This is a genomic window from Aequoribacter fuscus (assembly GCF_009910365.1).
In the GTDB taxonomy this organism is placed as follows: Bacteria; Pseudomonadota; Gammaproteobacteria; order Pseudomonadales; family Halieaceae; genus Aequoribacter; species Aequoribacter fuscus.
On sequence record NZ_CP036423.1, the window covers coordinates 2,959,098 to 2,985,040 of the forward strand.

A 25,943-nucleotide genomic window follows, 5' to 3' on the forward strand; every position below is an offset into this window, starting at 1 on the left:
TCAGAGGCCCAATGGGACATCTTAATCAGCGAAATATCATCATCGGCGTCTGTGGAGGCATCGCAGCCTACAAATCCGCTGAATTGGTGCGCCAACTGCAGAAGCAAGGTGCCAATGTTCGCGTTGTGATGACCGAGGGTGCACAAGCCTTTATCACCCCTTTGACGCTGCAGGCCTTGAGCGGAAACCCTGTACATACCGAACTTCTCGACGCTGAAGCCGAACGCGGTATGGGTCACATCGAACTGGCGCGCTGGGCTGATGCCATTGTGATTGCGCCTGCGACGGCCGATGTTCTCGCCAAACTTGCGAATGGCGATGCCGACAATCTATTGACCACCCTTGTGCTGGCCACCGCAGCACCCGTATTTGTTGCGCCCGCTATGAATCAGCAGATGTGGGCGCAAACGGCCACGCAAGACAATTGCGACACGCTGCGACGACGCAAGTTTGTGTTCGTTGGACCTGAGGCGGGTGAGCAAGCGTGCGGCGACGTCGGGTCAGGCCGTATGAGCGAACCCGCCGATATCGTCGAGGCATTAAATACACACTTCCCCTCTAGAGCGCTTGAGGGTTTACGCTTGGTGATTACCGCAGGTCCCACCCGAGAAGCCATAGACCCCGTGCGCTTCATCGGCAACCACAGCTCAGGCAAAATGGGCTTCGCGCTGGCCCGCGCTGCCATTGAAGCGGGCGCGACGGTTACGCTTGTCGCCGGCCCAGTTCACCTAGACACACCGGAGCGGGCCACGCGGATTGATGTCGAAAGCGCCCGTGACATGCTAAGCGCCTGCCACAGTGCCTGTCACCAGGCAGATATTTTTATTGCCTGCGCCGCGGTGGCCGACTACAGACCGGTAACCGTGGCGGATCATAAACTCAAAAAGCAAGGGGACAGCGGGCTGACCATAGAACTTACCCAAAACCCCGACATTGTTGCCACCATCAGTAAAGAATTCCCTTCGCTCTACACGGTGGGTTTTGCCGCTGAAACGCAACACGTCCTTGAACATGCGCGCGAAAAACGAATTCGCAAACAACTCGATCTTATTATTGCCAACGATGTGGGCAACGATGCTGTATTCGGACAAGACCATAACAGCGTGATCATTATTGGTTCAGAGTTAGAATTACACTTACCGGAAGCGAGCAAGTTGGACGTCGCTCGAACCTGCATCAATGAGCTTGCCAAAGAATATCGCCGCACCCATTAACCGCGTAACGAGTCAGTGAATCTCATGATTAAACCCGCTTTTGCTGCTGTACTTGCCAAACACCCCAAGGCTTTACTGATCATTATCGCGCGAATCTACGGAGCGTCGCTTTTGGTCACAGCGTTAGCCCTGGTCTTCATCCTGGCGGTTCACGTACCTCAGCAGACCGAGCGCACCTACTCGCAGGTCAGCGAAGCCGAGTCGGCCGCACTGGCCGAACGTGTTGCCCAAAATATCCGATTGACCCAAGCGCAGCTCGCGAACCTGCTGAATGGATCAATTGCAAGGGATGCCATAGAGCAGGGAACACCCGAGGCACTTGCCGCCGCACAAGCACAAATTGCCAGCGCTTTTCCAGAGGCGCTTAGCGTGCAACTGATTAAATTGGACGATATGGGTACTTCAGCCATGATGGCAGGTACCGAGCAGCTCAGAAACCATATCGAAGTAGACTTGATAAGACGAGCACAACTTAATACTCCACCTCCAGAGGCCTACATTGTTGACCAGCAAAGCCTAGTCTCGTTTGCCGTCGCCTCAGAATGGCAGAGCAGCAACGGCAACCGGGGCGTTGCCTTGCTGACACGAACCGAAAGCTATTACCGCACACTTCTCACCCCCACAGATCGAGCCAACACACCCAACCTGATTTTGGGACAAATACTTAGGGGAGCGAACGGCACGAATCTTCATCCGATACTGAAACTCGGAAACCTCGGCACCCACGAACATGGCGTCCAAACGCGAGCTATTGCCGGTAGCGACTGGGAGTTACGGTACGCCCCCAGCGCGAAGACCTACGCGCAACTCATAAAAACCCCGTGGGGGCTATACCTAAGCCTGCTGCTAATCTCGCTTTGCGTTGTTATACCGCCGTGGTATTTGTTAGCGCAAAGCCGAAAGAATTTGCAACGCAGTATCGATGCTATTTTGCTGGCTGAGGCAACACAGTCATCCGCGGGCGATGTCTGGCCCGAGCTCGAACCTTTAATTGCGAGGATGGGCGACAAGCAGGGGCCTGCTAACGAACTCGCAGAGCTGGACTTACCCAACCTAAACTCGGCGCCAACGGTACCCAGCTTTATTAAGGTGACGCCTGCGCCAGACGGCGACAGCAGCATGAGCGCCATGATGGATGAGGTTCGCAACCGCCGACACCGAACAACACTCCTCGAGGTAGAGGAGGTAGCGGATGAGGAGGTTGCGGCGTCAGAGGACACTGCGACACAAGAGACTCCAACTCAGAAAGAGCCCCTTGAGTCGGACAATTCACTCGAAGCAGAGATGGAGGCGATGCTTGGGTCCCTAGAAACACCCGAGGGTCATAAGAGCACCTCTGCAAAAGACAAGGTGAAAGAAACACCGAAACTAGAGCTCAGCGACCCAGACGAACCTCTGGAGTTAGCCCCCAAGAGCGTTGAGACCGATACGGTTGCCGAGGGTGAGTTTGATCTTTCCGCTTTCGCCTCAGACGAGGTGTTGGATTTTGTCAGCGCCAAACCAAAAGAAGTCGAGCCTGAAAGCCGCGAGACCGCGTCTACATCGGAGTCAATCAGCACCCAGCTCGAACCAGACGAGCCGAGCGCACTCATAGCCGATACCGAATCAGTGTCAGGCGATACTGATGACACCCCACGCAAAACTCTCACGGTGACCAGCACGCTTCAAAGCGACCGCGTTATTACCAGTGAAGCCCGTAAACTAACGCTTGACGAGCTACCCGAACAAATCTTTCGAGCCTACGACATTCGCGGCGTGGCGGACACCGAACTCACCGACGAGATCGTTACTGCGATTGGCGGCGCGATAGCCACCATGGCTGCCGACCAGGGCGAATATACCCTGATTATCGGATGCGACGGACGCCTATCTAGCCCCCGAATTAAAGCCGCACTGACTAAATCTTTGTTAGCCTCAGGTATCGACATTATCGATATTGGCGTAGTGCCCTCACCCGTAATGTACTTTGCTACTCATGAGCTAGAATGCCGATCGGGGCTAATGATTACGGGCAGTCACAACGATGCTGAAATTAACGGCATCAAAATTGTACTCGATCGCAAACCGCTTGCATCGGGGGCCATCAAGTCGCTCTATACCCTTGCCAAAGGCGGTGTATTTAGCAGCGGGCAGGGCGCCTTGAGCCGTGAAGACGTCATCCCGGCTTACCTGCGCAAAATCAGCGACGATATCCTGATACCAGCACCACTCAAGATTGTGATCGACGCCAGCAATGGCGTAGCAGGCCGAGTTGCTCCGCTGCTCTTCGAGCAGCTAGGGTGCGACGTGATCAGCATGAATTGCGACATTGACGGCAACTTCCCCAACCACTCGCCCGACACCAGCAACGAGGAAAACTTGGCACCCTTGGCGGCTCGAGTTGTGCGTGAACAAGCGGATCTTGGTGTCGCGTTTGATGGCGACGGCGACCGCATCGCGGCTGTCGACAGCGAAGGTAATATCATCCGAACCGATCGTTTGATGATGGTACTCGCACGAGATGTACTGTCCCGCAACCCAGGTAGTGACGTGGTGTACGACATTAAATGCAGCCACCAACTGGGGGACCTGATCTCACGTCTGGGGGGCAGACCCGTACTGTGGAAAACAGGTCACGCACTCATGAAACAGAAAATGCGCGAAACCGGGGCTATTTTAGGCGGCGAATTCTCAGGCCATATCTTTTTCTCAGAACGCTGGTACGGTTTTGATGACGGCGTCTACGCAGCGGCAAGACTTGCCGAAATTATCAGTGCCGACGAGATACCGCTCGTGGATCTACTGGCCGATCTGCCCAATGCCTTGAGCACTCCGGAATTACTTATTTCAGTGCCGGACAGCGAAAAATTCGAGTTGGTTGAAGCGCTACTCGCCCAAGCCGACTTTAAAGATGGTAAAATCACCACCATCGATGGGCTCCGAGTTGATTACACCCATGGTTGGGCGCTGGTTCGGGCCTCAAACACCAGCGCGGCGCTAACACTGCGCTTCGAGGCCGACTCTGAAGAGCAACTTAAGACCTTACAAAGCGCTGTTGGTCAAGCGCTGTTAAACCTCAACCCGAATTTACTGCTACCTTTTTAAGGACGGAAACACACGCATGTCTCTCAGTCGCGAAAATGCTCTTAATATCGCTCAGGTACTGACCGAATCGCTACCCTACATACAACGCTTCACGGGCAAGACCATTGTGGTCAAGTTCGGCGGCAATGCCATGACCGATGCCGAGCTACATGACAGCTTTGCGCGTGACATCGTGCTCATGAAACTGGTAGGGATGAACCCCGTCGTTGTTCACGGTGGCGGCCCGCAGATTGGATCGTTACTTGAACGACTGAACATTAAAACCGAGTTTGTTAACGGCATGCGCGTCACCGATGCCAAAACCATGGATGTGGTCGAGATGGTCCTGGGCGGCAGCGTCAACAAAGAAATCGTCGCATCAATTAATCGCAATGGTGGTAAGGCGATTGGCGTTACCGGCAAAGACGGTCAGTTTATTCGAGCCAAGAAAATGACCATCGATCGCTACTCACCCGAACTGGGCGCGCCAGAGATCATCGATATCGGCCACGTGGGCCAAGTCAAGTCTATCGACACCGAAGTACTTCAAGTCATTCTGGGCAGCAATTTCATACCGGTGATTGCGCCTATTGGCGTAGATGCTCAGGGCGCCACCTACAATATCAACGCGGACTTGGTGGCGGGAAAGATTGCCGAAGTCATGCAAGCAGAAAAGCTGATGCTGTTAACCAACGTCTCGGGCTTACTGGATCGCGAGGGCAACATCCTGACCGGCTTAAGCACGAGCCAAGTAGATGAACTCATTGCAGATGGCACGATTTATGGCGGCATGCTTCCTAAAATTCAATGCGCCTTAGATGCCGTCAAGGGTGGCGTCAATAGCGCCCACATTATTGATGGTCGCGTTCCACACGCCACCATGCTCGAAATTTTTACGGACCAAGGTATTGGCACGTTAATCACCAACCGGCCCAACCGGTAATAAGGCGGACCATGACTCGACAAAAAGGCCAACGTAAGCAAGAAATACTGGAAACACTGGCAACCATGCTAGAGCAAAGCCCGGGCGCTCGAATCACGACCGCGGCTTTGGCCGAGCAGGTCGGAGTCTCTGAAGCTGCGCTTTATCGACACTTCCCGAGCAAGACCAAAATGTTCGAGGGTCTTATTGAGTTTATTGAAGAGACGCTTTTCACACGCATAGCGATCATCATTAAAGAGCAGCAAAGCGCCCTAGTGCAGTGCGAACGCATCGTTGCCCTGTTGCTGGGCTTTGCCGAGAAAAACCCCGGCATTACCCGTCTCATGACGGGCGACGTACTGACGGGAGAGACCGAGCGTTTACGCAATCGAGTTGGGCAGTTGTTTGATCGACTCGAGACTCAGCTAAAACAAATATTAAGAGAAGCCGAATTACGGGAAGGCAAGCGCACACAAATCCCCGTGGCTTCGGCCGCCAACCTTATGATGGCCGCGGCGGAAGGGCGCCTGATTCAATTTGTGCGCAGCGAGTTCAAGCGCGTGCCCACAGCTGGCTGGCAGCAGCAGTGGCAAGTACTTACTCACGGTTTATTAGACTAAGCGCTTGGGTATTACAGTGCGTCGCGGCTACTCTTGTGTGGAGAGTGTGCGCCGCATTTCCACCTGATCCTCAAGGTGCTTAAACCGATCGATGTCCACTTGATATTCGGCGATGACCTTGTCGATCTCAATCTCGCGTTCAGCCAGAGCCTTTTGGGTTGATGCGAGTCTGCGCCTCGCAATCTCGATCGCCTCGCTGGTCGCTTCATCCACCTTGCCACCACTGCGCTCAATGTTAGCGGCCTGCGCCTGATAGTTTTCGATTTGCTGCACCGCTGAACGCACATTGCTTCTTAATATGCTCACCCGAATCCGAATGGACTGAAGCGCCCGCTCTCGAGCGGCCTCGATATCGGCAACCGAGCTATACCGCATTAACAGGGATTCATCTCGAGCTTTTTGCGCAGCGGCGGCGTCGCGCTTTGCCTGCGCCTCTCTCTCCTGAGCGCTTTGTAACGCCAACTCTTCTTCCGTCATTTGAGGCGGCACAACTCGAATAACAACACCGTCCTCGCTCAAGACCTCGTATCCTAAGGGCACAGCCTCGGGCGGCAAACGATCATTAATCACAGGGATACCCGAGGCATCCTTGTACTTATATAACTCTTTTGCCCCGACAGCATCTTTGGTACCCAGGCAAGCGACAATAAGCACAAGGTACGATAGCGGGAGTCGGCTCTTGATCATGTGCGTATCCTATTATTCTGTCGCACCGTATTTAGCACGATAGTGTTGCATAGCAAGCAATACACTGTCATCTGCACCCCGATCCTGCCCTAAATAATCAATCAAGTCAGCAAAGTTCACGATACTTGCTACCGCCAAATTGAACTTAGCCGAAATGGTTTGCACCGCGGAAGCCTCACCATCAAGTTTTTCTTGCCGATCCAATCCGATAACCACGCCCACCGCTTGCGCACCTGCAGTATCGATCATGTCGATAACTTCTGACACTGCCGTTCCCGCCGTAATGACATCATCGATGATCAAAATTCGCCCCTCGAGCGGCGCACCCACCATAACACCACCTTCGCCATGTGTTTTGGCTTCTTTACGGTTGTAGGCAAACGGGACATCCAAACCGTGCTGATCGGCTAATGCGACTGCGGTTACGGCCGCGAGCGGAATACCTTTATAGGCAGGGCCTAACAGTACATCGAACTCAATCCCAGAAGCCATAATGCAATCCGCATAACATCGACCTAACTCTGCCAAGGTTGCACCGCTATTGAACGCACCGGCATTAAAAAAGTAAGGCGAAACGCGCCCCGATTTTAGAGTAAATTCGCCAAACTTGAGCGCATCGTGCTTTTTAGCAAGCTCGATAAACCGGTTTTGATAGGCTCGCACTTCCGCTATTCCTCGCCTTATGACTCAACGCACCACTTTAGCCCTTAAATGCTTTATTTTGATGCAGTTCGCATCACGTTCATGGTTGTTGGCGTCAACTTAATTAAAATAAAACAACGAATGACACGCTTTAAACATACTCATACGTCCTAATGTTAGGTATCATACACATTCTAGTATTAGGGAGCTATGAATGCGGGTTATCAGTTTTAGCGCCGACGGATTGATCGAGGCCGAAAAACAAGGGTTTTACGAATGGGTTCGCGACCAAGACGCGGATTTCATTTGTATCCAAGATATCCGCTGCTCCGAGTACGACTTACGGAAAGATTCCTTCTTTCCGCGCGAATACAATGCCTACTTCTACGACAATCTCAACGACTCCAAAAAAGACGGTGTTGCGATTTATTGCAAAGAACTACCAAAAGCGATTATGACTGGATTGGGCTTCACGGACTTTGACATGGACGGCCACTATATCCAAGCCGACTTTGGCAACGTAAGTATAGGCTCTTTGATTGCCCCTTACGCAGCGCCCAACGACGCGGCCGCGCAAGCCCGCAAAAACGAGTTCTATCAGCTTCTTGTTGCTCACTTAGAAAAGGTCAGCCACAAACGGCGCGAGTTTATTATCTGCGGCAACTGGCGCATCGCACACAAAGCCAAAGATGTTGAATACACCGAGCGTCGCAGCAAGTTGCCTGGGTTCTTAGCCGAAGAGCGCCAAAGCCTCGATGAAATCATGGAGCTGGGCTACGTTGACGCCTTTAGAGAAGTGAACTCCGACAGCGATGAGTACAGTTTTTGGCCAGGAGGGCAAGTGGGTGTTGACGGCATGCGCACGGACTTCCAGCTGGTGTCCAAAGGACTAAAGTACAACATCGACTACGGCGTCATTTACAAGGCGAAAAGCTTTTCAACGCACGCCCCCGTGATCATGGATTACGACCTAGAGGTCTAAGGCCTCTAGGTCCAACCCCACACTAGCCCTGGGCCAAGGCCTTACGCTGTGCTTCAAATAAGTCTCGAATACCGGCTTCGGCTAAATCCAACATTTGATTCAAGGTAGCTCGATCGAAGGTTGCGCCCTCAGCCGTGCCTTGCACCTCGATGAGCCCACCGTCCTCACCCATGACCACATTCATATCGGTGTCAGCCGAGGAGTCTTCCGGATAGTCCAAATCAAGCACAGGGACGCCCTGATAAACACCCACTGACACCGAAGCCACGAGCTGGTTTAAAGGATCCGTTTTTAACGCCTTATCCCGTTGCAGGCCGTTTAAGGCATCAACGAGTGCCACGCAAGCGCCGGTGATCGACGCCGTACGCGTACCGCCATCGGCTTGTATCACATCGCAGTCGACGGTGATGGTGTATTCACCTAGACGCTTAAGATCCACAACCGCACGTAAAGAGCGTCCAATCAAACGCTGAATCTCTAGAGTACGACCGCCCTGTTTGCCGCGCGCTGCTTCGCGATCCATTCTCGATCCCGTCGACCGGGGTAGCATGCCATATTCTGCGGTAATCCAACCCTGACCAGAGCCGCGCAGAAATCGAGGGACACCTTCGGAGACCGAGGCATTGCAAAGGACTTTTGTACGGCCGAACTCGACGAGTACCGAGCCCTCGGCATGACAGGTGTAATTGCGTGAAATAGTGATTTCACGAAGCTCGTGTGGCTGGCGCCCGCTGGGTCGCTGCATAAGTTGACTCCCAAAGGGCTCTAGTATAGCAAAGCCTGAGCCCGCAACCGAGCGAATCGCACATCCGACTAGGTGGTGCTACAATCGCGAGCAAAAGGAGACGCTATGATTCACAGCATGACAGGCTTTGGCCGAGCCGAAGCAGACCAACAGGGCAGCAGCATTCAAGTTGAGATTCGCAGCGTCAATCAACGCCACCTCGACCTTTATTTACGGCTCCCAGAGTCACTAAACAGCCTAGAGGCAAAAATCCGCGAGCAGGTAAAGCAAACGCTTGCGCGCGGCAAAGTCGATATCGGTATTCGCTTGGGCACCGCCACCAACAGCGAGTCAGCTCTGACCATCAACCAACGCAAGCTCGACAGCGTGTTAGCGCTTTTGCAAGCGGTTGCTCAACAGGCAGGCGATACCCTAGCTAAAGCCAACGCGCTTGAAGTTCTGCAGTGGGACGGCGTACTAGAAAAGCAAAGTATCGGTATTGAACAAATCGAACCTGCCGTGTTGGGCTGTTTGGCAGAGGCCTTGGGGCAACTCATCGAGTCACGACAGCGCGAGGGCGAGAGTCTAGCCACAACACTGCAAGACCGGGTAAACGATATTCGCGCACAGATCGAGCGTATTAACAGCACATACCCCGCAGCGCGTGAAAGCTACCATACTCGGCTGAGGCAAAAACTTGAAGACACGGCAATATCTGTAGACGAACAGCGCCTAGCGCAAGAACTGGTAATCTTCGCCCAGAAATCCGACCTTGAGGAAGAGCTCGACCGCCTTGGCGTTCACCTTGACGAAATGCTGCGAATTCTAAGCCAGGGTGGTCCCTGCGGGCGCAAGCTCGACTTCCTGATGCAAGAACTTAACCGAGAGGCAAACACCATCGCATCAAAGTCGATCCACACGGACATCACCCAGGCCGCCGTCGAGATTAAGGTGCTGATCGAACAGATGCGCGAGCAGATCCAGAATATAGAGTAAAATACAGGTTTGTCTCAATTCATCCTGAAAGCCCAGTATTTACTGGGTTTTTTATTGAGCTATGTCCTGTAAAGTCCAGCTGTGTATTTCTAAATCCAATTTTTAATGGTGGGTATATTGGTGGGTATTTCGATGTTTACTGGAATCTAAGTGGTGGGTATTATCAGAATTCTCTAGGCAAAAACCACCGGTGCATCAATGAGTAAATCAGAAAATCTCACTGCTAAAGAGATTCAATCCAAGGTTAGCAAAGGTCTAGTTGGTCGTTACGCTGATGGTGGTGGTCTCTACTTAGTCGTTCCAAAATCAGGCACCGCATTTTGGATGTTGCGTTATTCAGCGAACAAGAGGCGTAAAGAGATGACACTCGGTAAGTGCACCGACCTATCGCTCAAGGATGCGCGGTTTGAGGCTGCATCTAAGATGAAGCAACTCCGAGAAGGCGTCGATCCTCTGCTAGCAAAGCGTCGTGAAGAGCAGGAGAGTATACAGACTGTGGATGACTTGTTTGCCGACTGGTATCCAACGCTCGTATCTAGATTGAAACACCCAGAGATTCCAAAACGTGTCTACGAGAAAGAGATTGGTCCTCAGATTGGTGAGTACAAACTAGTTCAGGTTACCGCGCGTGATATCCGTAGCCTCATCGAGTTAATTAAGAAGTCAGGAAGAATGGCAATTGCGAATGACGCTTTGGGTTACTGTAAACAGCTATTCAATCACGGGGTAAAGCTCGACTTGATTGGGCTTAATCCGGCCTCACCGTTCACTTTCAAAGACGCCGGTGGGTTAGAGAAAAGTAGAGAGCGCGCGCTTACAGAGTCTGAACTCAGACACTTCCTTGACGTTGCTAGACAGAACAGCAAAAGCTTCAGCCGGGACAATTACCTTGCCTGTCTCCTGTTGGTAACTTTAGGAGTCCGGAAATCAGAACTTTGTGAAGCGAGATGGGAGGAGTTTTCCCTTCGTGACGGTATTTGGAAGCTTCCGGCAACACGAAGCAAAACAGGAGTCGGTCTAGATATACCGTTATCTCCAATTGTTGTTGCCTGGCTGCAAGAGTTGGAAGTTAGAGCGATTGGCTCAGAGTATGTCCTCCCCAGTCGCAGAACAGCTAGCAAGCCTCACATGGGAGCGGATACATTGAACCGGGCAATTTCGAAGCTCTTCGGTCGGGAGGCTGGCAAGAAGAAGCAGCCACCGAACTTGATGGGTGATATGGAGCACTTCACAGTCCACGATTTACGACGTACCTGTCGAACCTTATTAGCGCAGCAAGGAACGCCGGGTTATGTGGCGGAGCGTTGTTTGAACCATAAACTGAAAGGCGTAGAAGGAATCTACAATAAGCACGATTACTTCGAAGAACGGAGGGAGGCGCTAGGCTTGTTGGCTGAAAAGGTAACTAGGTTACAGACGGTTCAACAAAACTAGGTGCGCAGAACATAAGCAAGTCTAAAACCTGCTTCCTCACCAAGCCGACCGTCTAAAGTGACGGTTGGCCACATGAGATGACATTGTAGGCTCGGTAATGTAAATTTTTGTCATGTTGCCAACGAAAAGGATTTCCTGTGAAATTACATTTGGACTTATCGAGTCTCAGCAGTGAAGAAGAAGCAATAGCCGCAAACGATCCAGCCTTCTCCGCAAGTGTTGAAGTGCCATCTTTGAATGAGCTGGAGGAGGAGTACCGGGATGATTACTCCGAGGAAAGCTTCTGGGATAAATGCAAGAACTACGCTAGCAGCATCGGTCGCGAAGGCCTGGAATCAGCGCTTTTACTTTACTACGCGGCTCAAAGCGATAAGCTCGACACAAAAGATAAGGTGATTATTTATGGGACTCTCGGTTACCTCATTTGAAGTAGTTCAGACCAAATCTGACACCTCTTATTGAAAAAGAGAGGGTTACCGGTTTTGATTGAAGGTGACTAAACCTGAAATCAACCGAAACCAAAGGTAACCCTCATGCTTCATACTAATGACAAGATTGTTAAACACAAGGTGGGTCTGCTGAATTTAGCGGACGAGTTGGGCAACATCTCCAAAGCCTGCAAGATGATGGGCGTGTCTCGAGACACGTTTTATCGCTACAAAGAAGCCGTCAGTGACGGAGGTGTCGATGCCCTTCTTGACCAGAATCGAAGAGTCCCCAACTTCAAGAATCGTGTCGATTCATCCATCGAATTAGCAGTGACAAGCTACGCTATTGAGCAGCCAGCCCACGGCCAAGTTCGAGTCTCGAATGAACTGCGCAAGCGAGGTGTGTTTGTATCCCCAAGCGGCGTACGTTCAATTTGGATGCGTCATGATCTTGCAAACTTCAAACAGCGACTAAAGGCTCTGGAAGCCAAAGTCGCGGAAGAAGGTTTGATCCTGACTGAATCACAGGTTCAGGCACTGGAGCGCAAGAAGATCGATGATGAGGTATGCGGCGAGATAGAAACCGCTCATCCTGGCTATCTCGGCTCGCAGGACACATTCTACGTCGGCACATTCAAAGGCGTTGGTCGCGTGTATCAGCAAACGTATGTCGATACATTTGCCAAGACAGCTCACTGCAAACTCTATACGACCAAGACGCCAATCACCGCAGCGGACTTGCTCAACGACCGCGTACTGCCGTTCTACGCTGAACGCGATCTGCCCGTGTTACGCATACTTACCGATCGAGGAACCGAGTATTGCGGGAAAGCAGACAGCCACGATTATCAGTTGTATCTCGCAATTAACGACATTGAGCACACGAGAACCAAAGCTCGTCATCCACAAACAAACGGCATTTGTGAGCGCTTCCACAAAACGATACTGCAGGAGTTCTATCAGCCAGCGCTGCGCCGAAAAATCTACGGCTCGTTAGACGAGCTACAATTGGATCTGGACACTTGGATTGATTATTACAACAATGAGCGTACCCATCAGGGTAAGCAGTGCTGTGGAAGAACACCCATCGAGACTTTAATCGATGGCAAACGTATCTGGCAGGAAAAGTTCGTGAACTGAATTTGACCTGACAGACACCTTCGTCAAAATCGGTAACTGTCAGATCAAGTCTGGATTACTACACCTCATTAGCTTTATTGATGCTATTCCTGACCTTACTCCTGTCTTCGGTTATACCGACGATATTGCCCTTATCGCTTTAGCTGCAAAAAGCCTGTATGACGTTATCGATGAAGACGTGAAAGCTCAAGCCAGAGAAACTACCGCTTCGCTTCTAGATTGAACACGAAAGTTCTTTTCGGCAAATAAATTAAACACCTACAGCTTTGAGGCGAGCGTAATATGGTCACTTTCTCTGTGTTTTTGATTGTCATAGGAATAGCTACGTATGTTGCACTAAAGGCTTTTCGTAGAGCTGGAAAATGGGGTTTAAGAACGACTCGTGCAGCTTCAGATCAGGTCTATAAAGCCGCCAGCAATATCCGCTTTGAAGTTCCGGAGGTGCCTCATAAGAAGACCATTTGGAGACTTACGAAGGTTTCAGTTTTGATCTGGGTATTGTTCTTTATGTTCTTGCCAGTAATCTTAACTATCGCGATGATATCCTAGGACTTACTGTCATCGCCGCGGTGTTTTGAGAATTCACTTTAAGTGTCTCATGGTGCAGTCAATGTGCAACCCTGCATAGGGGTTGGGTGCGCAATTCTGCATACCCTGATTTACCTACACGACCATACACCCAGTTCTCAAGTTCCCATCCAAGAACCTTTACATACAAGCCTCTACACAGAACATGTTTTGACGTACATGAAAGTACAGATAACTAGCAGCTACTCTTTGTCGAATACAAAGTCAGACATGTCCCTCTTGATCACCATGGAAACTAGCTTGTATCCATCCTTAGGCAGCGCAGTAAATACCAAAGAACTTGATTGATGTACCCAGAACTCGAGCCCTGGTGAGGGTACAGGTATTACTAGCTGATCTATCTCTGCACTTTGTAAAATACGTATAGCGTCATTCGTGGCGGTTGTTTCATCACCGTCAGCCTGCTCTTTAATGAAGTACCTGACGACGTGCTTCGATATTGATACTGGACCTAGGTTCGGTGTTTGAATAAGTGGTTGCATACAGTGTCCTAGATCCTCTGATTACTGGCTTGGATACAACCACATTCTAGAACCATTAACGGACGGATAACCAAATACCTAGTGATACCTGATCCGTCCGCTTTAAATTAGGGCTGGACGGCTATTCACGACCCATTTGAGACACTCACGTTAAATTAATAACCCGCGTTTCAAGGATCATTTCAACATCATCGCGACATGTTTTCAGAGAATAAAATTCTTATATAGGCAAACACAAAAATCAAAAAGCCTATACTCCAAAGAAGAGCTGATGACGCTATAACAATTGAATATTCTATGCCGAGTAATGATCCTGTAACACGGTCAACCGCAGCTAAACTCAGGGCTAATAAGGAACAAGTAACCCAAGCATTAGCCTTAATTAGTCGTCCCGTATGGCCTAATGAAACTCTCGATATCATCGATAAGATCATAAGCCCCATTCCGCCAACCGTGATCGAATGAAAACCAATTGAAATACTCGGTATTAAATGCATTTTCGCAAAGGCGAGTAGAATAAAACCTAGACTCATAGCTAAGTAACTAAGATGTAAGGACCATACTAGTGGAACCTGAAAGGTCACCCATAGTCTCCATCGCAAAGCCCTATATAGATTTGAAATCCCCGCCACGAATAGAACGGCAATGCTAAGAGTGTTCGGTACAAAGTTTTGAGTCAAAGTTGTAATAAACACAATCACAATGCTTAGAATCGAAAGTTGCTCTAACCACCCAATAGAGTTAACCCGAGGTGTCTTTGTTCCGTTGGCTGTGAACATAGGAAAGACTCGTCCTCCCATTATGCTCATTACTAGCGCAGCTAGGATGACCATGGCGTGTGAAATGGTGGTGATGTCGATGATAGAGTCATTCGACAATGACAAATGGAAAATCGCATTTAGCATTGCCATCACAAGGAGAAGAGGTACAAAAAAGAGATTTCTCCACATCTTAGCCTGCAGTATCGGGCGTGCTAAAAAAAACGCACAGGCTGGCAAGAAGAGAAGATCTATGACGATTATGTAATCACGAAAGAAGGCGGGTTGAAAGGCAAGTGTTATTCGACCTAGAAGCCATATCAGTACAAGAGCAGCTAACCACCATCCTTCAATGCATTTACGTTTTGTCCAGGTTTGAACGGCAGTTAGAAGAAACCCAACCATAATAGCTGGAAAAAAACCGAATAGCATTTCATGTAGGTGCCACGCATAGGCACCGCCATAGAAATCAAACTTAATCAAACCGAGAAAACTAAGAGCCCAAGCGGGTATGCTTAATGCACCAAACGCAGCACCAAGCAAGAAGAATGGCCTGAATGCTGCGTTTAGAAAAGCAGGGTGATGCCTCTTCGTATTGTTTTCTTCAGTAACGGATCCATCAATTTGTAATAGAGCCACAAATAGTCTCTTAGTTTGTCGCTGACTTAGATTTCAGGTCATTAACAATTGCATATAGTGAAGGAACAACAATCATGACCAATACTGTCGATGCTAGCAAACCAAACACAACAGAAATCACCAGTGGTTTAAGGGTTTGTGCTTGAGTCGATGTTTCCGTGAGTAATGGCGCCATTCCCATTATGGTCGTTGAAACTGAAACAAAAATAGGACGAAATCTTGAGCGAACGGCTTCGCTAGCAGCATCTATTACCGACTTGGTATCAGAAACTCTCTCTTTGATGACGCCTATTAACAGTATTGCATTGTTTACAACGATACCTGATAGCGATGCTGCCCCAACAAGTGATGGCATAGATATATTGTACCCCATCAAATAGTGACCCCATACAACGCCAAGAAATGCCATTGGGATAGTTAGGAGCACTATCAAGGGTTCAACATAGCTCCTAAATTGGAATGAAAGAATTAGATATACCCCTACTATTCCAATCAAGAACCCACGAAGAATAGAGGCAACAGTTTCAGCCGAATTCGCTGCTTGTCCAGCAACCTCAAAAGCAATACCTGAGTAATTTGCTTGGATATTTGGAAGCAAGGTTTTCTTGATGTCTGCAGTAATAGCATCAGCATTGGCTATTCGGCCATCCACATCCGCTTGAATTGTTACAGATCTTGCTCCATTTCGTTGTGTAACTGAACTCCACTCTCTAGTTTCATAAAGCTTTACAACATTAGGTAAGAGAACAGTTGATCCATCATTCAGCTGAAGCTCAAACGCGAACAGATCGTTGATGTCTTGCGTGCTGTCATCCGCAAACTTAACTTCAATCGCGTATTGAAGTTCACCAACGCGAATATCATCAAGGGTTTCGCCAAGAAATGCTCCGCGCAACTGATTAGCAATAGCTAATGGCGTTAAGCCTAAAGCTTGTCCGTCAGAAGTTATCTGCATACCAAGTTGAGGCTTGCCAACATTTAAATCATGTTTGGCGTTTAATACACCTTGGTACTTTTCTACTTCACTTAATAGATCTTGCGAAGCCCTAAAAAGCAAATCTAAATCCTCATGGAATAGTCTTAGCTCAACAGCTATACCCTGTGGACCGATACCTGGCTCTGTAAGAATTAAAGATGTGATTCCTGGTAATACACCAATTTCACGCTTCCATATTTCTATGAGTTCATCGAGCGTTGTATTTCGGATCTCTGCAGATAAGAGGTCAGCTGAAACCGTTGCCACATGACTTCCGCTCTCTCCGACAGATAAATTTCTTCCGAATCGAGTTATCACACGTTTAACAAGGTCCTGTTGTTGCGGTTGTTTAGACTTCAGCTCGATATTCACACGTGCAAGGGCGTCTTCCACCTGGCGGACAGCTTCTTCAGTTCTAGCGAGCGATACACCCATGGGTAGCAAAATTCGTGCTTCAATTACATCGCCATCAATTTCAGGCATTGCTTCACGCTTTACTACGCCAGAACCTAAGGCTCCAATAGTAATGATCAATAATCCAACAGCGACTCCAACAACTAGCCAGCGATGATTAATAGCCCAGTCTGCTAGCCTGCCAATGCCCCGCTCTTTAAATGAATTAAAGATCTCTTCGAAGCGGACTTTGAATTTGTTGGGCGAATAATTCGATTTAGTTAGGCTTTGTTTAAGGTGATGAGGAAGTATGAAAAAAGCCTCAACTAGGCTTGCTGTTAACGCAGCTAAAAGAACGACTGGAAGTACCTCAAGCACAGCGCCAAGCTCACCCGCTAAAAAGGATAACGGCAAAAATACTGATACAGTTGTAAGGAATGAAGAGACTACACCTGGAGCAACCGCTACAACGCCCTGAACTACAGAAGGCAAAGTAACGTTGCCGTGTGAGTGCACTGCTATGGAGTCGGATAACACAATGGAATCGTCCATGACAATCCCTATGGCCATAAGTAACGCAACTACGGTGATCATATTTAAACTTTCACCTGTCAATGACATCCAAGCAAAGGCGCCTAGAAATGCTACAGGCAATCCCATTGCTGCCCATGCAGCATAAGCAGGTCTGAAGAATAGGCTCATTACAAGTATAACTAGTACAAGACCAACGACACCGTTTTGAACAAGCATTGTTAATCGATCACGTATTATTGAAGTTACATCTTGAACGACTTCAAGGTTAATCGAACCAATTCCTCTGCTTTGCTCGGCTTTCACCGTATTTGTTAAGTCGTCGAGAGATCTTAAAGCATCAGCATCTAGGGGTTTGTGCACTTCAAGTAGAATGACGGGAACACCATCTAAAAAAGCTGCATTACTCGATGGCTCATATTTTTCATCTACCCTAGCGATATCACTCAGCTTGATCACGGCACCATTGGTTAACGTGACAATAGGCAAATTTAATAGTGCATTCTTTGATAGCGCTTCGGTGTCAAATCTGATGTTGTACTCACCGCTTTCTCCTTCAAGCGTACCAGCTGGAAGATTGATGCTTTGTTGCTTAAGTGCATTAGCAATAGAGGAAGTTGTTAAACCGTACTCTTTTAAAACACGAGGGTCAGCCTGTATTGACCAGGTTCTTTCCCCAACACCAGAACGAATAACTTTCGCTACAGTATCGAGTGAAGCTAATTGGTCTTGTAGATACTTTGAGTAGTGATCAAGTTGTTCCAGTGGTAGCTCACCAGATACCGCGACAGAGGCCACTAAATCTGTGCGATGAAGTTCACGAATAACAGGAGCTTCAGCCAATGTTGGAAATGAATCTATTGCCGAGATTTCAGTTTTTAGATTGCTAACAAACCTAACAGCATCTCCACTTGGCTGCATTGTAGCTACAGCGTGAGCCAGATTGTTTTGTGCAGTACAGACAAATTCACTCAGTGATTCAACCGATTGAACGGCATCCCATAGGGGCTCACATATTTTCTTTTCAACATCTGAAGGTGTTGCGCCACGATAAACGACAGATACCTCTGCCTCGACAGGGCGAAAGTCTGGAAATGTCTCTCGTAAAAGTGTCGGTGCTGAAAACGATCCAACGGCTATAAACACTAAAAGAAGTAAATTGGCTGCAGTGGGATGAGATGTAAACCATCGAATCATTTCGCTACCTCAATCCCAGTAAACTTTTGTCCTGGTATTGCAGTTATCAGAGAGTCGAGTATCAATTTGTCACCCGCGTTGAGCCCGCTCATAATTTTCACTTGGTTCTCTTGCATGAGACCAAGCTGGACTTCTCGAAACTCAATTTCATTCTCTTCATTTAGCAATAGAACTTGATCTTGGTGGATCGCAGATAATGGAATCGTAATTACACTTGAGGGCTGAATCGTTCTAAATACCAACTCAATGGGTTGATTTGGTAACAGCGGGAAGTTCTGAGCTGCTGAATGGCTCGAATATGGATCATCTACCCTTACTACGATTTGAAGTGTTCTTGCTCGGTTATCTAACTCAGAGCGAACAGATATCACCTCTCCCTTCCAAGATTCGCTTACGCTCCCAACTGTTCGCACTTCAGCAGAAACCAGTTTGTTTAATGTACCTGTTACAAATTCATTATCCAGCGTGGAAGGTGGCGTATTTAGACCGATTAAATTTCTAAACTTATCGATGTTTACTTGTGCAGTAACATCCGCTGATTTAATGCCTATCCCTTCAATTAAAGGCTGTCCAACGTTAACAGCCTGATAGTCTTCAACAAGCAGCTTAGATATCCTAAGTGGGTAAGGTGCGATAATATCTGTTCTAGCTAAATCCCTATGTGCACGCTCTAATGAGATACTTAACGCCTGCTTTTGAGCTAGCAGCTTCTGCTTTTTAGGTTCTACAAGCAACAAGCCATTATTAATGTCTGTAACGATCTTCTCCGAAGTCAGAGTGGCCCTTTGGATATCATCTAATTGCTTACGTGTTGCGGATCCGCTGGCATATAGCTTTTGGATTCGATCTAGATCCGCTTTTGCATAGGTAAGCTGTCGCTGCTCTAAATCTAAGATCCGCTGAGTGTTTTCTGCCTCGGCGCTCAGAAGTGAAAGCTCATACTCAATGCCAGACAACTCTGCACTAATTTGAGAAATAGCAAGCTCATAGTCCAAAGGATCTATCTTGAGAATGACATCACCAGCGTCAACCCAAAGCCCTTCAACGATTGAGTCATTTGATCGGTAAATTTCCCCTTTAACCTGTGCAACAGCCGACCATTTGTCGCCTGCCTCAATTGTTCCCGAAATCGACAGCTCTGAGAATGCTTCCTCGGGCTGAACAACTAGGTATTTAACCGCTTTGAGTTCTTTTAACGATGCGCTCTTTTCTGGTGGTTTGACACCGTTGAGTAGTAATGCAGTTCCAGCAATACCAACAACAATAGGAATTCCAAACTTTAAGTAACGAGTCCACTGCATCTTGTTACTTCCTTGCAAGAAACATTCGATTCAATAAACCATCTTTCATTATGAAATGATGGTAAAGAGCAGCTAAAACATGCCCAAGAACTGTTATTAAAAGTAATACCTTAAAAAGGTTGTGTGCATTGGCCGCAGCGTCAATATTGAAGAACCATGCCATTCCACCGCTAAGTACCATCATCAGTAAAATTGCATAGAGAAGCTTATGCGCTATGTTTGATAATCTGTTGCCGAGTAAGTCTTTTGTTTCATGGGTGCTTATTGACCTCAAACGCAATCGTATGAGTACAATTAATGCTATAAAGATACCGCCAGCTACGTGTGATAGCACCAGCGGATCAAATGAAACAGACTTGCCTGATTGGATGAGTTCCCAAGCGTTTACAATAGAGTCATGAAGCACGTATTGAGCTATAACAAGGGCTACTGTAATCCAATGGAGTACGATTTGAGTTTTGCTATACCAGCGTAATTGATCGGACATGGTTTTGGGTCCTTAAACTATTAATTAGATAGTTCTAATGTTATGTTAGTATTTAATTACTTACAAGAGAAAACGTTTTGCTAAAAAGAATATCCGCATCAAAGCGCAAGGATGAACTTATCAATGCACTTCTAGAGTTGGCTTATGAAATAGGACCAGACCGCCTTACTACCAGTGATATCGCAGCGCGAATTGGAGTCACTCAGGGAACGGTTTTCCGCCATTTCAAAAATAAAGATGAGTTGTGGGTAGCAGCAATACGCAAAGTCACTGATGGACTGAAGAGCGAATGGGCTGAAAATTTACTCCTATCCAAGGAGGTGGATGCCAAACAGCGAGTTGCTCGATTAGTCCATTGCCAGCTTGAACTTATTCAAAATACACCAGCTTTGCCCTTGATTCTCTTTTCACGTGAGTTAAACACGGAGAATGAAGAGCTGCGAACGATTATCAGAGAAACACTGTTTGTGTTTGATAGCCATCTCTCCTCTCTGATTGAAGAGGCGCTCATTGGTCGTGACCAATCGGGAATTACAGTGCCTGATGTAGCCAAATATTTAACATCATTAATACAGGGGCAGGCTGTACGATGGGGATTGAGTGATAAGAGCTTCGATTTAGTAGCTAGTGGCAATCATTTATCCCTCAAATTGATTGATGTCTTAATTAGTTAGCCCATCAAATGTGAGCGGCGGATATGTGCCGTTTTGCGAAGCTCAGCCGAACGGTCTAAGACGACCCTTTTGAGACACTCGTGATCTATAAGTAATTCGAGATTTCTATCAGATTTTGATCAGGATCGCGAATATAGACGGATAAAATTGTACCTACGGCACCTGTTCGTTTTACTGGACCTTCACAGATATCAATTTTCAAGTTGGTTAGATGCTCAATGACTTTTTGAATCTCGGTTTTTGTAATAAAACAGAGGTCAGCAGAGCCTGGGGTGGGTAATGCTGCTTTAGGTTCGAATTCCTGTTTGTGTAGGTGTAGGTTGATTTTCTGACTTCCAAAAGTAAGTGCTTTTCTACCTTCACCGAATTCGACCACATCCATACCTAAAACCGACCTATAGAAATGACCTTTCCCCAGAGTTAGCACCACAGCTCTGATGAGATTGTCCAAAAGTTACGCCGCCTGTTTTGCGAATGCAACAGGTGGCAAATAATCCAGAGAACTGTGTGGTCGAACGTGGTTGTAGTGGTGCCGCCACTGATCGATCTCCACTCTAGCTTCCTCCATTGACCGGAACCAGTGGCGGTTTAAACACTCGTTCCTAAACTTTCCATTCAAGCTTTCCACGAAAGCATTCTGCGTTGGTTTTCCCGGCTGTATGAAGCCAAGCTTTACTCCGGCCTCTTGGCTCCAGAAAAACATGGCCTTACTGGTAAATTCCGTGCCGTTGTCGCAAACAATCGTTTTTGGTTGTTCCCGGCTTTCAATTAACTGACCAAGGAAGCGAGCGACTTGCCGACCACTAATCGACACAGAAACCAGTTGCCCAACCATCTCTCGCGAATAATCATCGACGATATTCAGTACACGAAAGCGCCGCCCGTTACTCAGCTGATCCGACACAAAATCCATCGACCAGCGTTGATTAACACCCAGAGGCACTTCCATTGGCTGGCGAGGCCGCTGGAGCTTCTTCCTCTTCTTAGTGCGCACCTGCAGGCCTTCCTCTGTGTAAATCCGGTAAGTACGTTTCCTGTTAACAACCAACCCCTCTGCCTTGAGCAACCCGTGCAGCAATAAATATCCATAGGCGGATTGATCAACGGCCAATTCCTTTAACCTCGCTCTCAGGGCTCCGTCGTTACTTGGTCTGGCCTGATAACGGTAGGCCGTTCGGCTAATGCCCGCCAACCGGCAGGCCGCTCGTTCACTGATGCGGTGTTCTGCGATCATGTGTTTGGCTGCCTGCTTGCGACTAGCAGGCTTCACCACTTTTTTGATAGCACATCCTTCATTGCTTCAACTTCAAGGAGCTTGTCGGCTAATAGTCTCTTGAGCTTATTGTTCTCGCTCTCAAGCTCCCGTAACCGCTTGGCTTCGCTGACTTCCATACCGGCGAACTTGCTACGCCAGTTATAGAAGGTGCCATTTGATATACCCAGGTTGCGACAGATGTCTTCAACCTTGGCCCCCGCCTCATGCTCTTTGATGGCTTTGATGATTTGTTCGTCGCTGTATCGCTTCTTCATACTGAGATCTCCATCCCGTTAGGTTAACTGGAAATCTCATCGAGGTCATGGTTCTAAAATCGGGAGAAAGGTCACTCAATAAGAACCATATTACACTTTTATGCGCGTAAAAGTGTGCAATACAAGTTGAGTACTCGTCTATGCGTTTTACCAAACGGGAAAATCCAGCGGTTCGAGGTCTATACAAAATGACTTCATAGGTGACAATTTGTAGACCTGAAAGCGGCATTCAAGCTTTCAACCAATCAAAACTGAACGATATTTTTTGCTAACAACATTTGACCTGTCTATAACTTCATAGTTTATCGTCATTCGTGTTCTGGTCTGTTTGAGCCAGCCGCGCCATTATTAAAAAGAACGGAAAGGTCGTTTTATCTGTGTATCGCATTTCTGAGTTAGCTGAAAAAGTCGGGCTGTCACGGTCAACCTTGCTCTACTACGAGAAGCTAGGTTTGTTGCAGGGTGTTCGCGAAACCAACGGCTATCGACTGTATTCAGATAAAGATGTTCAGCAGTTGCGATTGTTGCAACAACTGCAAGTGGGCGGTTTAACACTTAAGGAATGTAAATCCTTTTTGGACAGCAAGGTGCAGCGCTCTGTACTTGAAAAGCGCTTGCAGCAGCTGGACGAAGACATCGCTCAAAAGCAACAAGCTCGCGCGTTACTTGCCGCCATGGTTGGTGAAGGTTCGCTGCGTCTTTGGCACCAACAGACCGATAAATTAGCACCAGATGCCCATCTGGAGTGGTTAAAGCAGCAAGGCTTTAATGAACAACAAGCCCTGCATTTGAAATGGTTATCAAAAGATATGAACGCACACGAGCAATACATGGCTGACTTTATGACGGTATTCCAACGCTTAGAACGCTGGGGGCCGAGTTCTGATGCTGATACACTAAAAGCATTGTCCAGACTGCCAACAATACCCACCAAGATCATTGATATTGGCTGCGGCAAAGGCTTTTCAACCCAGTTATTGGCAAAGCACACCCAAGCCGAGATTGTTGCAGTGGATAACGAGCAAAGTGCGCTGGATGAACTTGATGAACGCCTCACTGAGCAGGGGTTAGATACCCGCGTTACTCTAAGCTGCGCCAGTATGACGGATCTGCCTTTTGCACCTGAAAGCTTTGATTGCATCTGGTCTGAAGCAGCGGCTTACATAATGGGTGTCGAGCAAGCGTTAACCCAGTGGAGTAAACTACTGACTAATCGCGGCTATATGGTCGCCAGTGATTTGATCTGGTTAACCGATAACCCAAGCCAAGAGGCGGTTGCATTCTGGGAAGGTGAATACCCAGATATGCAAACCATCGAAAAACGCTTAAGCCAAATGCGCCAAGCAGGCTTTGAAGTGATTGATCATTTCACCTTAAGGGAACAAGCATGGCACGATTACTATCAACCACTCAAAGCGCGAGTGGCAGAAGTAAAAGCAAGCATGCCAAATTCAAACGCCATCGCAGATATCGAGCGAGAAATTGCGATTTATGAACGTTACCTAGGCGAGTTTGGGTACCACATGTTTGTGCTACGCAAAGGGGCGTAAAACAGGAGCGTAAAAACGCCCCTGCCACAAACACCGTTTAACTGAGCATTAGGATGAGCCTTAGCGATAATAAAGCGCTGCATTTTCCTGTTTGCGCTGATCCAATGTCTTAGCAATCGCAGACACTGTTGTTTTACTGATCCCTTGCTGCTGTGCCAGATACGTAAATTGACTGATGGCTTCTGCGACTTCTTCAATGACTTGCCTTGCATCATTCCAATTCGCAAAGCCAGCACTGGTAGCAAGTTTTTGCATCACCTTAAGCGGTGGCGCTTTGCCATAACCTCCGAACGCAGTGGCGTGTTCGTTGAATGGATGTGGGCTGTAGGTAACATCGTAAAAGGGGGCTGGATCCCATTGACCGTCATCCGCTTGCAAAAACGCCCAGTTTTTACTGTGGTCGTCTTGATTAGACGACAGCAGGTTAAAAATGGCACGGCGAAATTGCAGCTGCCCAGCGGCTGGCGATTTACACAACTGACGGCTGGCTTTAACTAAATCAATGTAATCTAAACTTGGCGTTCGAAAGTCTGCATCCAGCAGCCCGCAAGCGCTGTGCATATGCAATCGACCTGCACTGCGCTTGCTGCCTAATTCAGCCTGTTCAGTGACATAATCAAAACGCTTAAGCGCTAACCAGGCAGACGCACCGCTTGTAGGTGGTGCTTCAATGAGTTTCCATAGCGGTGGTTGACACTTAGCTTGTTCAGCCATTTGTAAATAAACCGCCTCGCACAAACCTTCTTCATGGCCGAGTGCGAGATTTTTAGAGGTAAACTTAACCAGCCAAGCCTCATCTCCAGGCTGAGCGAAGGTTCGACAATACTGAGTTTCTTCAGTAGGCATATAAATCTGTGCCTTAGGTCTTGCCCCACCCGAACTACCTCCGGCGACTAATGCGGCCAACACCTGTTGCGTATGCCCATCTAACTCATCGTGATTATCATCCATATAATCTGACATCGAAGAATCGAACAGCGTTTGTGCTTCTAAGCCTAACGTCGCTAAATCAATATCCGCGTGCGTGGTGGCTGAAAACTCAGACGCCGGAGAAAAAGACAATGCTCCCATGCCTTTATCACCGACAAAGGCCAGTCTATCCATCGCCGTTAATTGATTAGGCAGTATGCCCTTTTGCCGGAAAATACGATCTTGTAACAGCATGCCCCAGCCATCGGGCAAAGAATCTCCAAATACGCCATGTACACCTTGGTGCGGCGCTTTAGGAGCGACTTGAACTTGCGCGTTTGCATGCAAGGTAAAAGGTGATAAGTTGCCAAGCTGCTGCAAATAGCTATCTGCATACTGAAAAAAAACGCCTTGCCGATTCTGGGCCAAGACCCCTACTGCAACCTGCTCACCTGAGCTTAACGTACGAGTTACGGCGAGTTTTTGAATGGGTTTAAAACTCATCTTTTAGCACCTCATCAATACTCGCGGGTACAGCAGCGCGTTCTTTGCTAGGTTGTGTGAGTTGATAGAGCCTCTCTAGCGAATCAAGGGTCTGCCATAGCAACAGCAATTGGCGAAATGAAATTTGCCCGGTCAGCTCAAATTTCTTAATGGTGGCCGCAGGCACACAGCTGCGCTCAGCAAGCGCCGCTCGCGACAGCTTTGCCTGCTTTCGTAACTCACGTAAATAAGCCGCATAGGCTTGGCTTACATCGGTATCATCAAGTAAGGTAAACTTCATCCGCAAAGGCCAAATGGATACATTCATATCCATTATAGCGAAATAAAACATAAATTGGATGCTATTGTATCCACTATTTAATTACGTGTTGAAAAAATTACTCGATAAAGCCCTTCAAAACTGCTATGTTTTAGCTCTAACAGCAGCATAAAAACGGCACTGTTTTTCCATTGCTCACCACTAAGATTTAGTAAAAGCCATAGGCAAGTGGTGGGCAGTTTGGTGGGCAAACAGGCATTTTTGAACGGTTTCTTTTCGATAACTCATTGAGTTTATTAAGGTCTAGGCCACT

22 protein-coding genes and 1 pseudogene are annotated in these 25,943 nt (G+C 48.1%); 12 read left to right on the top strand and 11 right to left on the bottom strand.

Annotated features, from left to right (window positions below; all coding sequences use genetic code 11):
* The first annotated feature begins 11 nt into the window (after positions 1-11).
* The 4 genes from coaBC to slmA are packed head-to-tail and all read left to right on the top strand — an operon-like array spanning position 12 to position 5,819.
* The gene (coaBC, locus tag EYZ66_RS13590) at positions 12-1,214 is read left to right on the top strand and encodes a bifunctional phosphopantothenoylcysteine decarboxylase/phosphopantothenate--cysteine ligase CoaBC (protein ID WP_009576372.1); all 1,203 of its coding nucleotides are present in this window, start codon (positions 12-14) and stop codon (positions 1,212-1,214) included.
* 24 nt (positions 1,215-1,238) lie between these two features.
* Positions 1,239-4,298 carry a phosphomannomutase/phosphoglucomutase gene (locus tag EYZ66_RS14315; protein WP_009576373.1) on the top strand — a complete coding sequence of 1,020 codons (3,060 nt, stop codon included), beginning with the start codon at positions 1,239-1,241 and terminating at the stop codon, positions 4,296-4,298.
* Positions 4,299-4,314: 16 nt separating this feature from the next.
* Positions 4,315-5,220 (top strand): acetylglutamate kinase, encoded by a 906-nt coding sequence (gene argB / locus EYZ66_RS13600; protein ID WP_009576375.1) that lies wholly within the window; start codon positions 4,315-4,317, stop codon positions 5,218-5,220.
* A gap of 11 nt (positions 5,221-5,231) precedes the next feature.
* Positions 5,232-5,819: a nucleoid occlusion factor SlmA gene (gene slmA / locus EYZ66_RS13605; RefSeq protein WP_009576377.1), complete on the top strand. Its 588-nt coding sequence runs from the start codon at positions 5,232-5,234 to the stop codon at positions 5,817-5,819.
* Positions 5,820-5,846: 27 nt separating this feature from the next.
* Here the strand turns inward: slmA and EYZ66_RS13610 are convergent, their stop codons facing one another.
* Both EYZ66_RS13610 and pyrE read right to left on the bottom strand, forming a co-directional pair.
* The gene (locus EYZ66_RS13610) at positions 5,847-6,506 is read right to left on the bottom strand and encodes a hypothetical protein (RefSeq protein ID WP_009576378.1); all 660 of its coding nucleotides are present in this window, start codon (positions 6,504-6,506) and stop codon (positions 5,847-5,849) included.
* Positions 6,507-6,518: 12 nt separating this feature from the next.
* The gene (gene pyrE, locus EYZ66_RS13615) at positions 6,519-7,169 is read right to left on the bottom strand and encodes an orotate phosphoribosyltransferase (RefSeq protein WP_009576379.1); all 651 of its coding nucleotides are present in this window, start codon (positions 7,167-7,169) and stop codon (positions 6,519-6,521) included.
* A gap of 193 nt (positions 7,170-7,362) precedes the next feature.
* Between pyrE and EYZ66_RS13620 the strand changes: the two genes are divergently transcribed.
* On the top strand, positions 7,363-8,130 hold the full coding sequence (locus tag EYZ66_RS13620; protein WP_009576380.1) for an exodeoxyribonuclease III: 768 nt from the start codon (positions 7,363-7,365) through the stop codon (positions 8,128-8,130).
* Positions 8,131-8,152: 22 nt separating this feature from the next.
* Here EYZ66_RS13620 and rph read toward each other — a convergent pair whose 3' ends face one another.
* Positions 8,153-8,875: a ribonuclease PH gene (gene rph / locus EYZ66_RS13625; RefSeq protein WP_009576381.1), complete on the bottom strand. Its 723-nt coding sequence runs from the start codon at positions 8,873-8,875 to the stop codon at positions 8,153-8,155.
* A 105-nt stretch (positions 8,876-8,980) separates the two neighbouring features.
* Here rph and EYZ66_RS13630 point away from each other — a divergent pair, with 105 nt between their 5' ends.
* From EYZ66_RS13630 to EYZ66_RS14420, 5 genes and pseudogenes are all read left to right on the top strand, one after another.
* Entirely contained in the window at positions 8,981-9,850 is an 870-nt protein-coding gene (locus tag EYZ66_RS13630) for a YicC/YloC family endoribonuclease (RefSeq protein WP_009576382.1), read from the top strand.
* Between the two features lie 198 nt (positions 9,851-10,048).
* Positions 10,049-11,284 (top strand): tyrosine-type recombinase/integrase, encoded by a 1,236-nt coding sequence (locus EYZ66_RS13635; RefSeq protein WP_009576383.1) that lies wholly within the window; start codon positions 10,049-10,051, stop codon positions 11,282-11,284.
* Between the two features lie 137 nt (positions 11,285-11,421).
* Positions 11,422-11,712: a YkvA family protein gene (locus EYZ66_RS13640; RefSeq protein ID WP_009576384.1), complete on the top strand. Its 291-nt coding sequence runs from the start codon at positions 11,422-11,424 to the stop codon at positions 11,710-11,712.
* 105 nt (positions 11,713-11,817) lie between these two features.
* Positions 11,818-12,840 (top strand): annotated as a pseudogene (locus EYZ66_RS13645) (IS481 family transposase); the annotation flags it as partial.
* 55 nt (positions 12,841-12,895) lie between these two features.
* Complete coding sequence (locus EYZ66_RS14420; protein ID WP_412767118.1) at positions 12,896-13,075, top strand: YkvA family protein; 180 nt, start codon at positions 12,896-12,898, stop codon at positions 13,073-13,075.
* 1,035 nt (positions 13,076-14,110) lie between these two features.
* Here EYZ66_RS14420 and EYZ66_RS13655 read toward each other — a convergent pair.
* The 4 genes from EYZ66_RS13655 to EYZ66_RS13670 are packed head-to-tail and all read right to left on the bottom strand — an operon-like array spanning position 14,111 to position 20,204.
* Complete coding sequence (locus EYZ66_RS13655) at positions 14,111-15,319, bottom strand: NnrS family protein (RefSeq protein ID WP_009576387.1); 1,209 nt, start codon at positions 15,317-15,319, stop codon at positions 14,111-14,113.
* Positions 15,320-15,329: 10 nt separating this feature from the next.
* Positions 15,330-18,416: an efflux RND transporter permease subunit gene (locus EYZ66_RS13660; RefSeq protein WP_009576388.1), complete on the bottom strand. Its 3,087-nt coding sequence runs from the start codon at positions 18,414-18,416 to the stop codon at positions 15,330-15,332.
* On the bottom strand, positions 18,413-19,717 hold the full coding sequence (locus EYZ66_RS13665; protein WP_009576389.1) for an efflux RND transporter periplasmic adaptor subunit: 1,305 nt from the start codon (positions 19,715-19,717) through the stop codon (positions 18,413-18,415). Before EYZ66_RS13665 ends, EYZ66_RS13660 begins: the two co-directional genes overlap by 4 nt.
* Positions 19,718-19,721: 4 nt before the next feature.
* Positions 19,722-20,204 carry a cytochrome b gene (locus EYZ66_RS13670; RefSeq protein ID WP_040816864.1) on the bottom strand — a complete coding sequence of 161 codons (483 nt, stop codon included), beginning with the start codon at positions 20,202-20,204 and terminating at the stop codon, positions 19,722-19,724.
* Between the two features lie 77 nt (positions 20,205-20,281).
* Between EYZ66_RS13670 and EYZ66_RS13675 the strand changes: the two genes are divergently transcribed.
* Positions 20,282-20,878: a TetR/AcrR family transcriptional regulator gene (locus tag EYZ66_RS13675; RefSeq protein ID WP_083814392.1), complete on the top strand. Its 597-nt coding sequence runs from the start codon at positions 20,282-20,284 to the stop codon at positions 20,876-20,878.
* A gap of 85 nt (positions 20,879-20,963) precedes the next feature.
* On the opposite strand, the gene EYZ66_RS13680 is transcribed toward EYZ66_RS13675, so the two are convergent.
* Both EYZ66_RS13680 and EYZ66_RS13685 read right to left on the bottom strand, forming a co-directional pair.
* Positions 20,964-21,329 (bottom strand): VOC family protein, encoded by a 366-nt coding sequence (locus tag EYZ66_RS13680; protein WP_040816865.1) that lies wholly within the window; start codon positions 21,327-21,329, stop codon positions 20,964-20,966.
* Between the two features lie 3 nt (positions 21,330-21,332).
* Positions 21,333-22,408, bottom strand: a protein-coding gene (locus EYZ66_RS13685; protein ID WP_160195580.1) for an IS3 family transposase whose coding sequence is annotated in 2 segments (ribosomal slippage) — positions 21,333-22,159 and positions 22,159-22,408 — 1,077 coding nt in all. Because the reading frame shifts where the segments join, the coding sequence is not laid out codon by codon here.
* Between the two features lie 377 nt (positions 22,409-22,785).
* On the opposite strand from EYZ66_RS13685, the gene EYZ66_RS13690 reads away from it, so the two are divergent.
* Positions 22,786-23,958, top strand: coding sequence for a MerR family transcriptional regulator (locus tag EYZ66_RS13690; RefSeq protein ID WP_160195706.1), 1,173 nt, complete (start codon positions 22,786-22,788; stop codon positions 23,956-23,958).
* A gap of 60 nt (positions 23,959-24,018) precedes the next feature.
* Here the strand turns inward: EYZ66_RS13690 and EYZ66_RS13695 are convergent, their stop codons facing one another.
* Both EYZ66_RS13695 and EYZ66_RS13700 read right to left on the bottom strand, forming a co-directional pair.
* Positions 24,019-25,371 carry a type II toxin-antitoxin system HipA family toxin gene (locus EYZ66_RS13695; RefSeq protein ID WP_009575813.1) on the bottom strand — a complete coding sequence of 451 codons (1,353 nt, stop codon included), beginning with the start codon at positions 25,369-25,371 and terminating at the stop codon, positions 24,019-24,021.
* A complete protein-coding gene (locus tag EYZ66_RS13700; RefSeq protein WP_235714730.1) occupies positions 25,361-25,678 on the bottom strand; it encodes a helix-turn-helix domain-containing protein in 318 nt (105 codons plus the stop codon). Before EYZ66_RS13700 ends, EYZ66_RS13695 begins: the two co-directional genes overlap by 11 nt.
* Positions 25,679-25,943 lie beyond the last annotated feature (265 nt).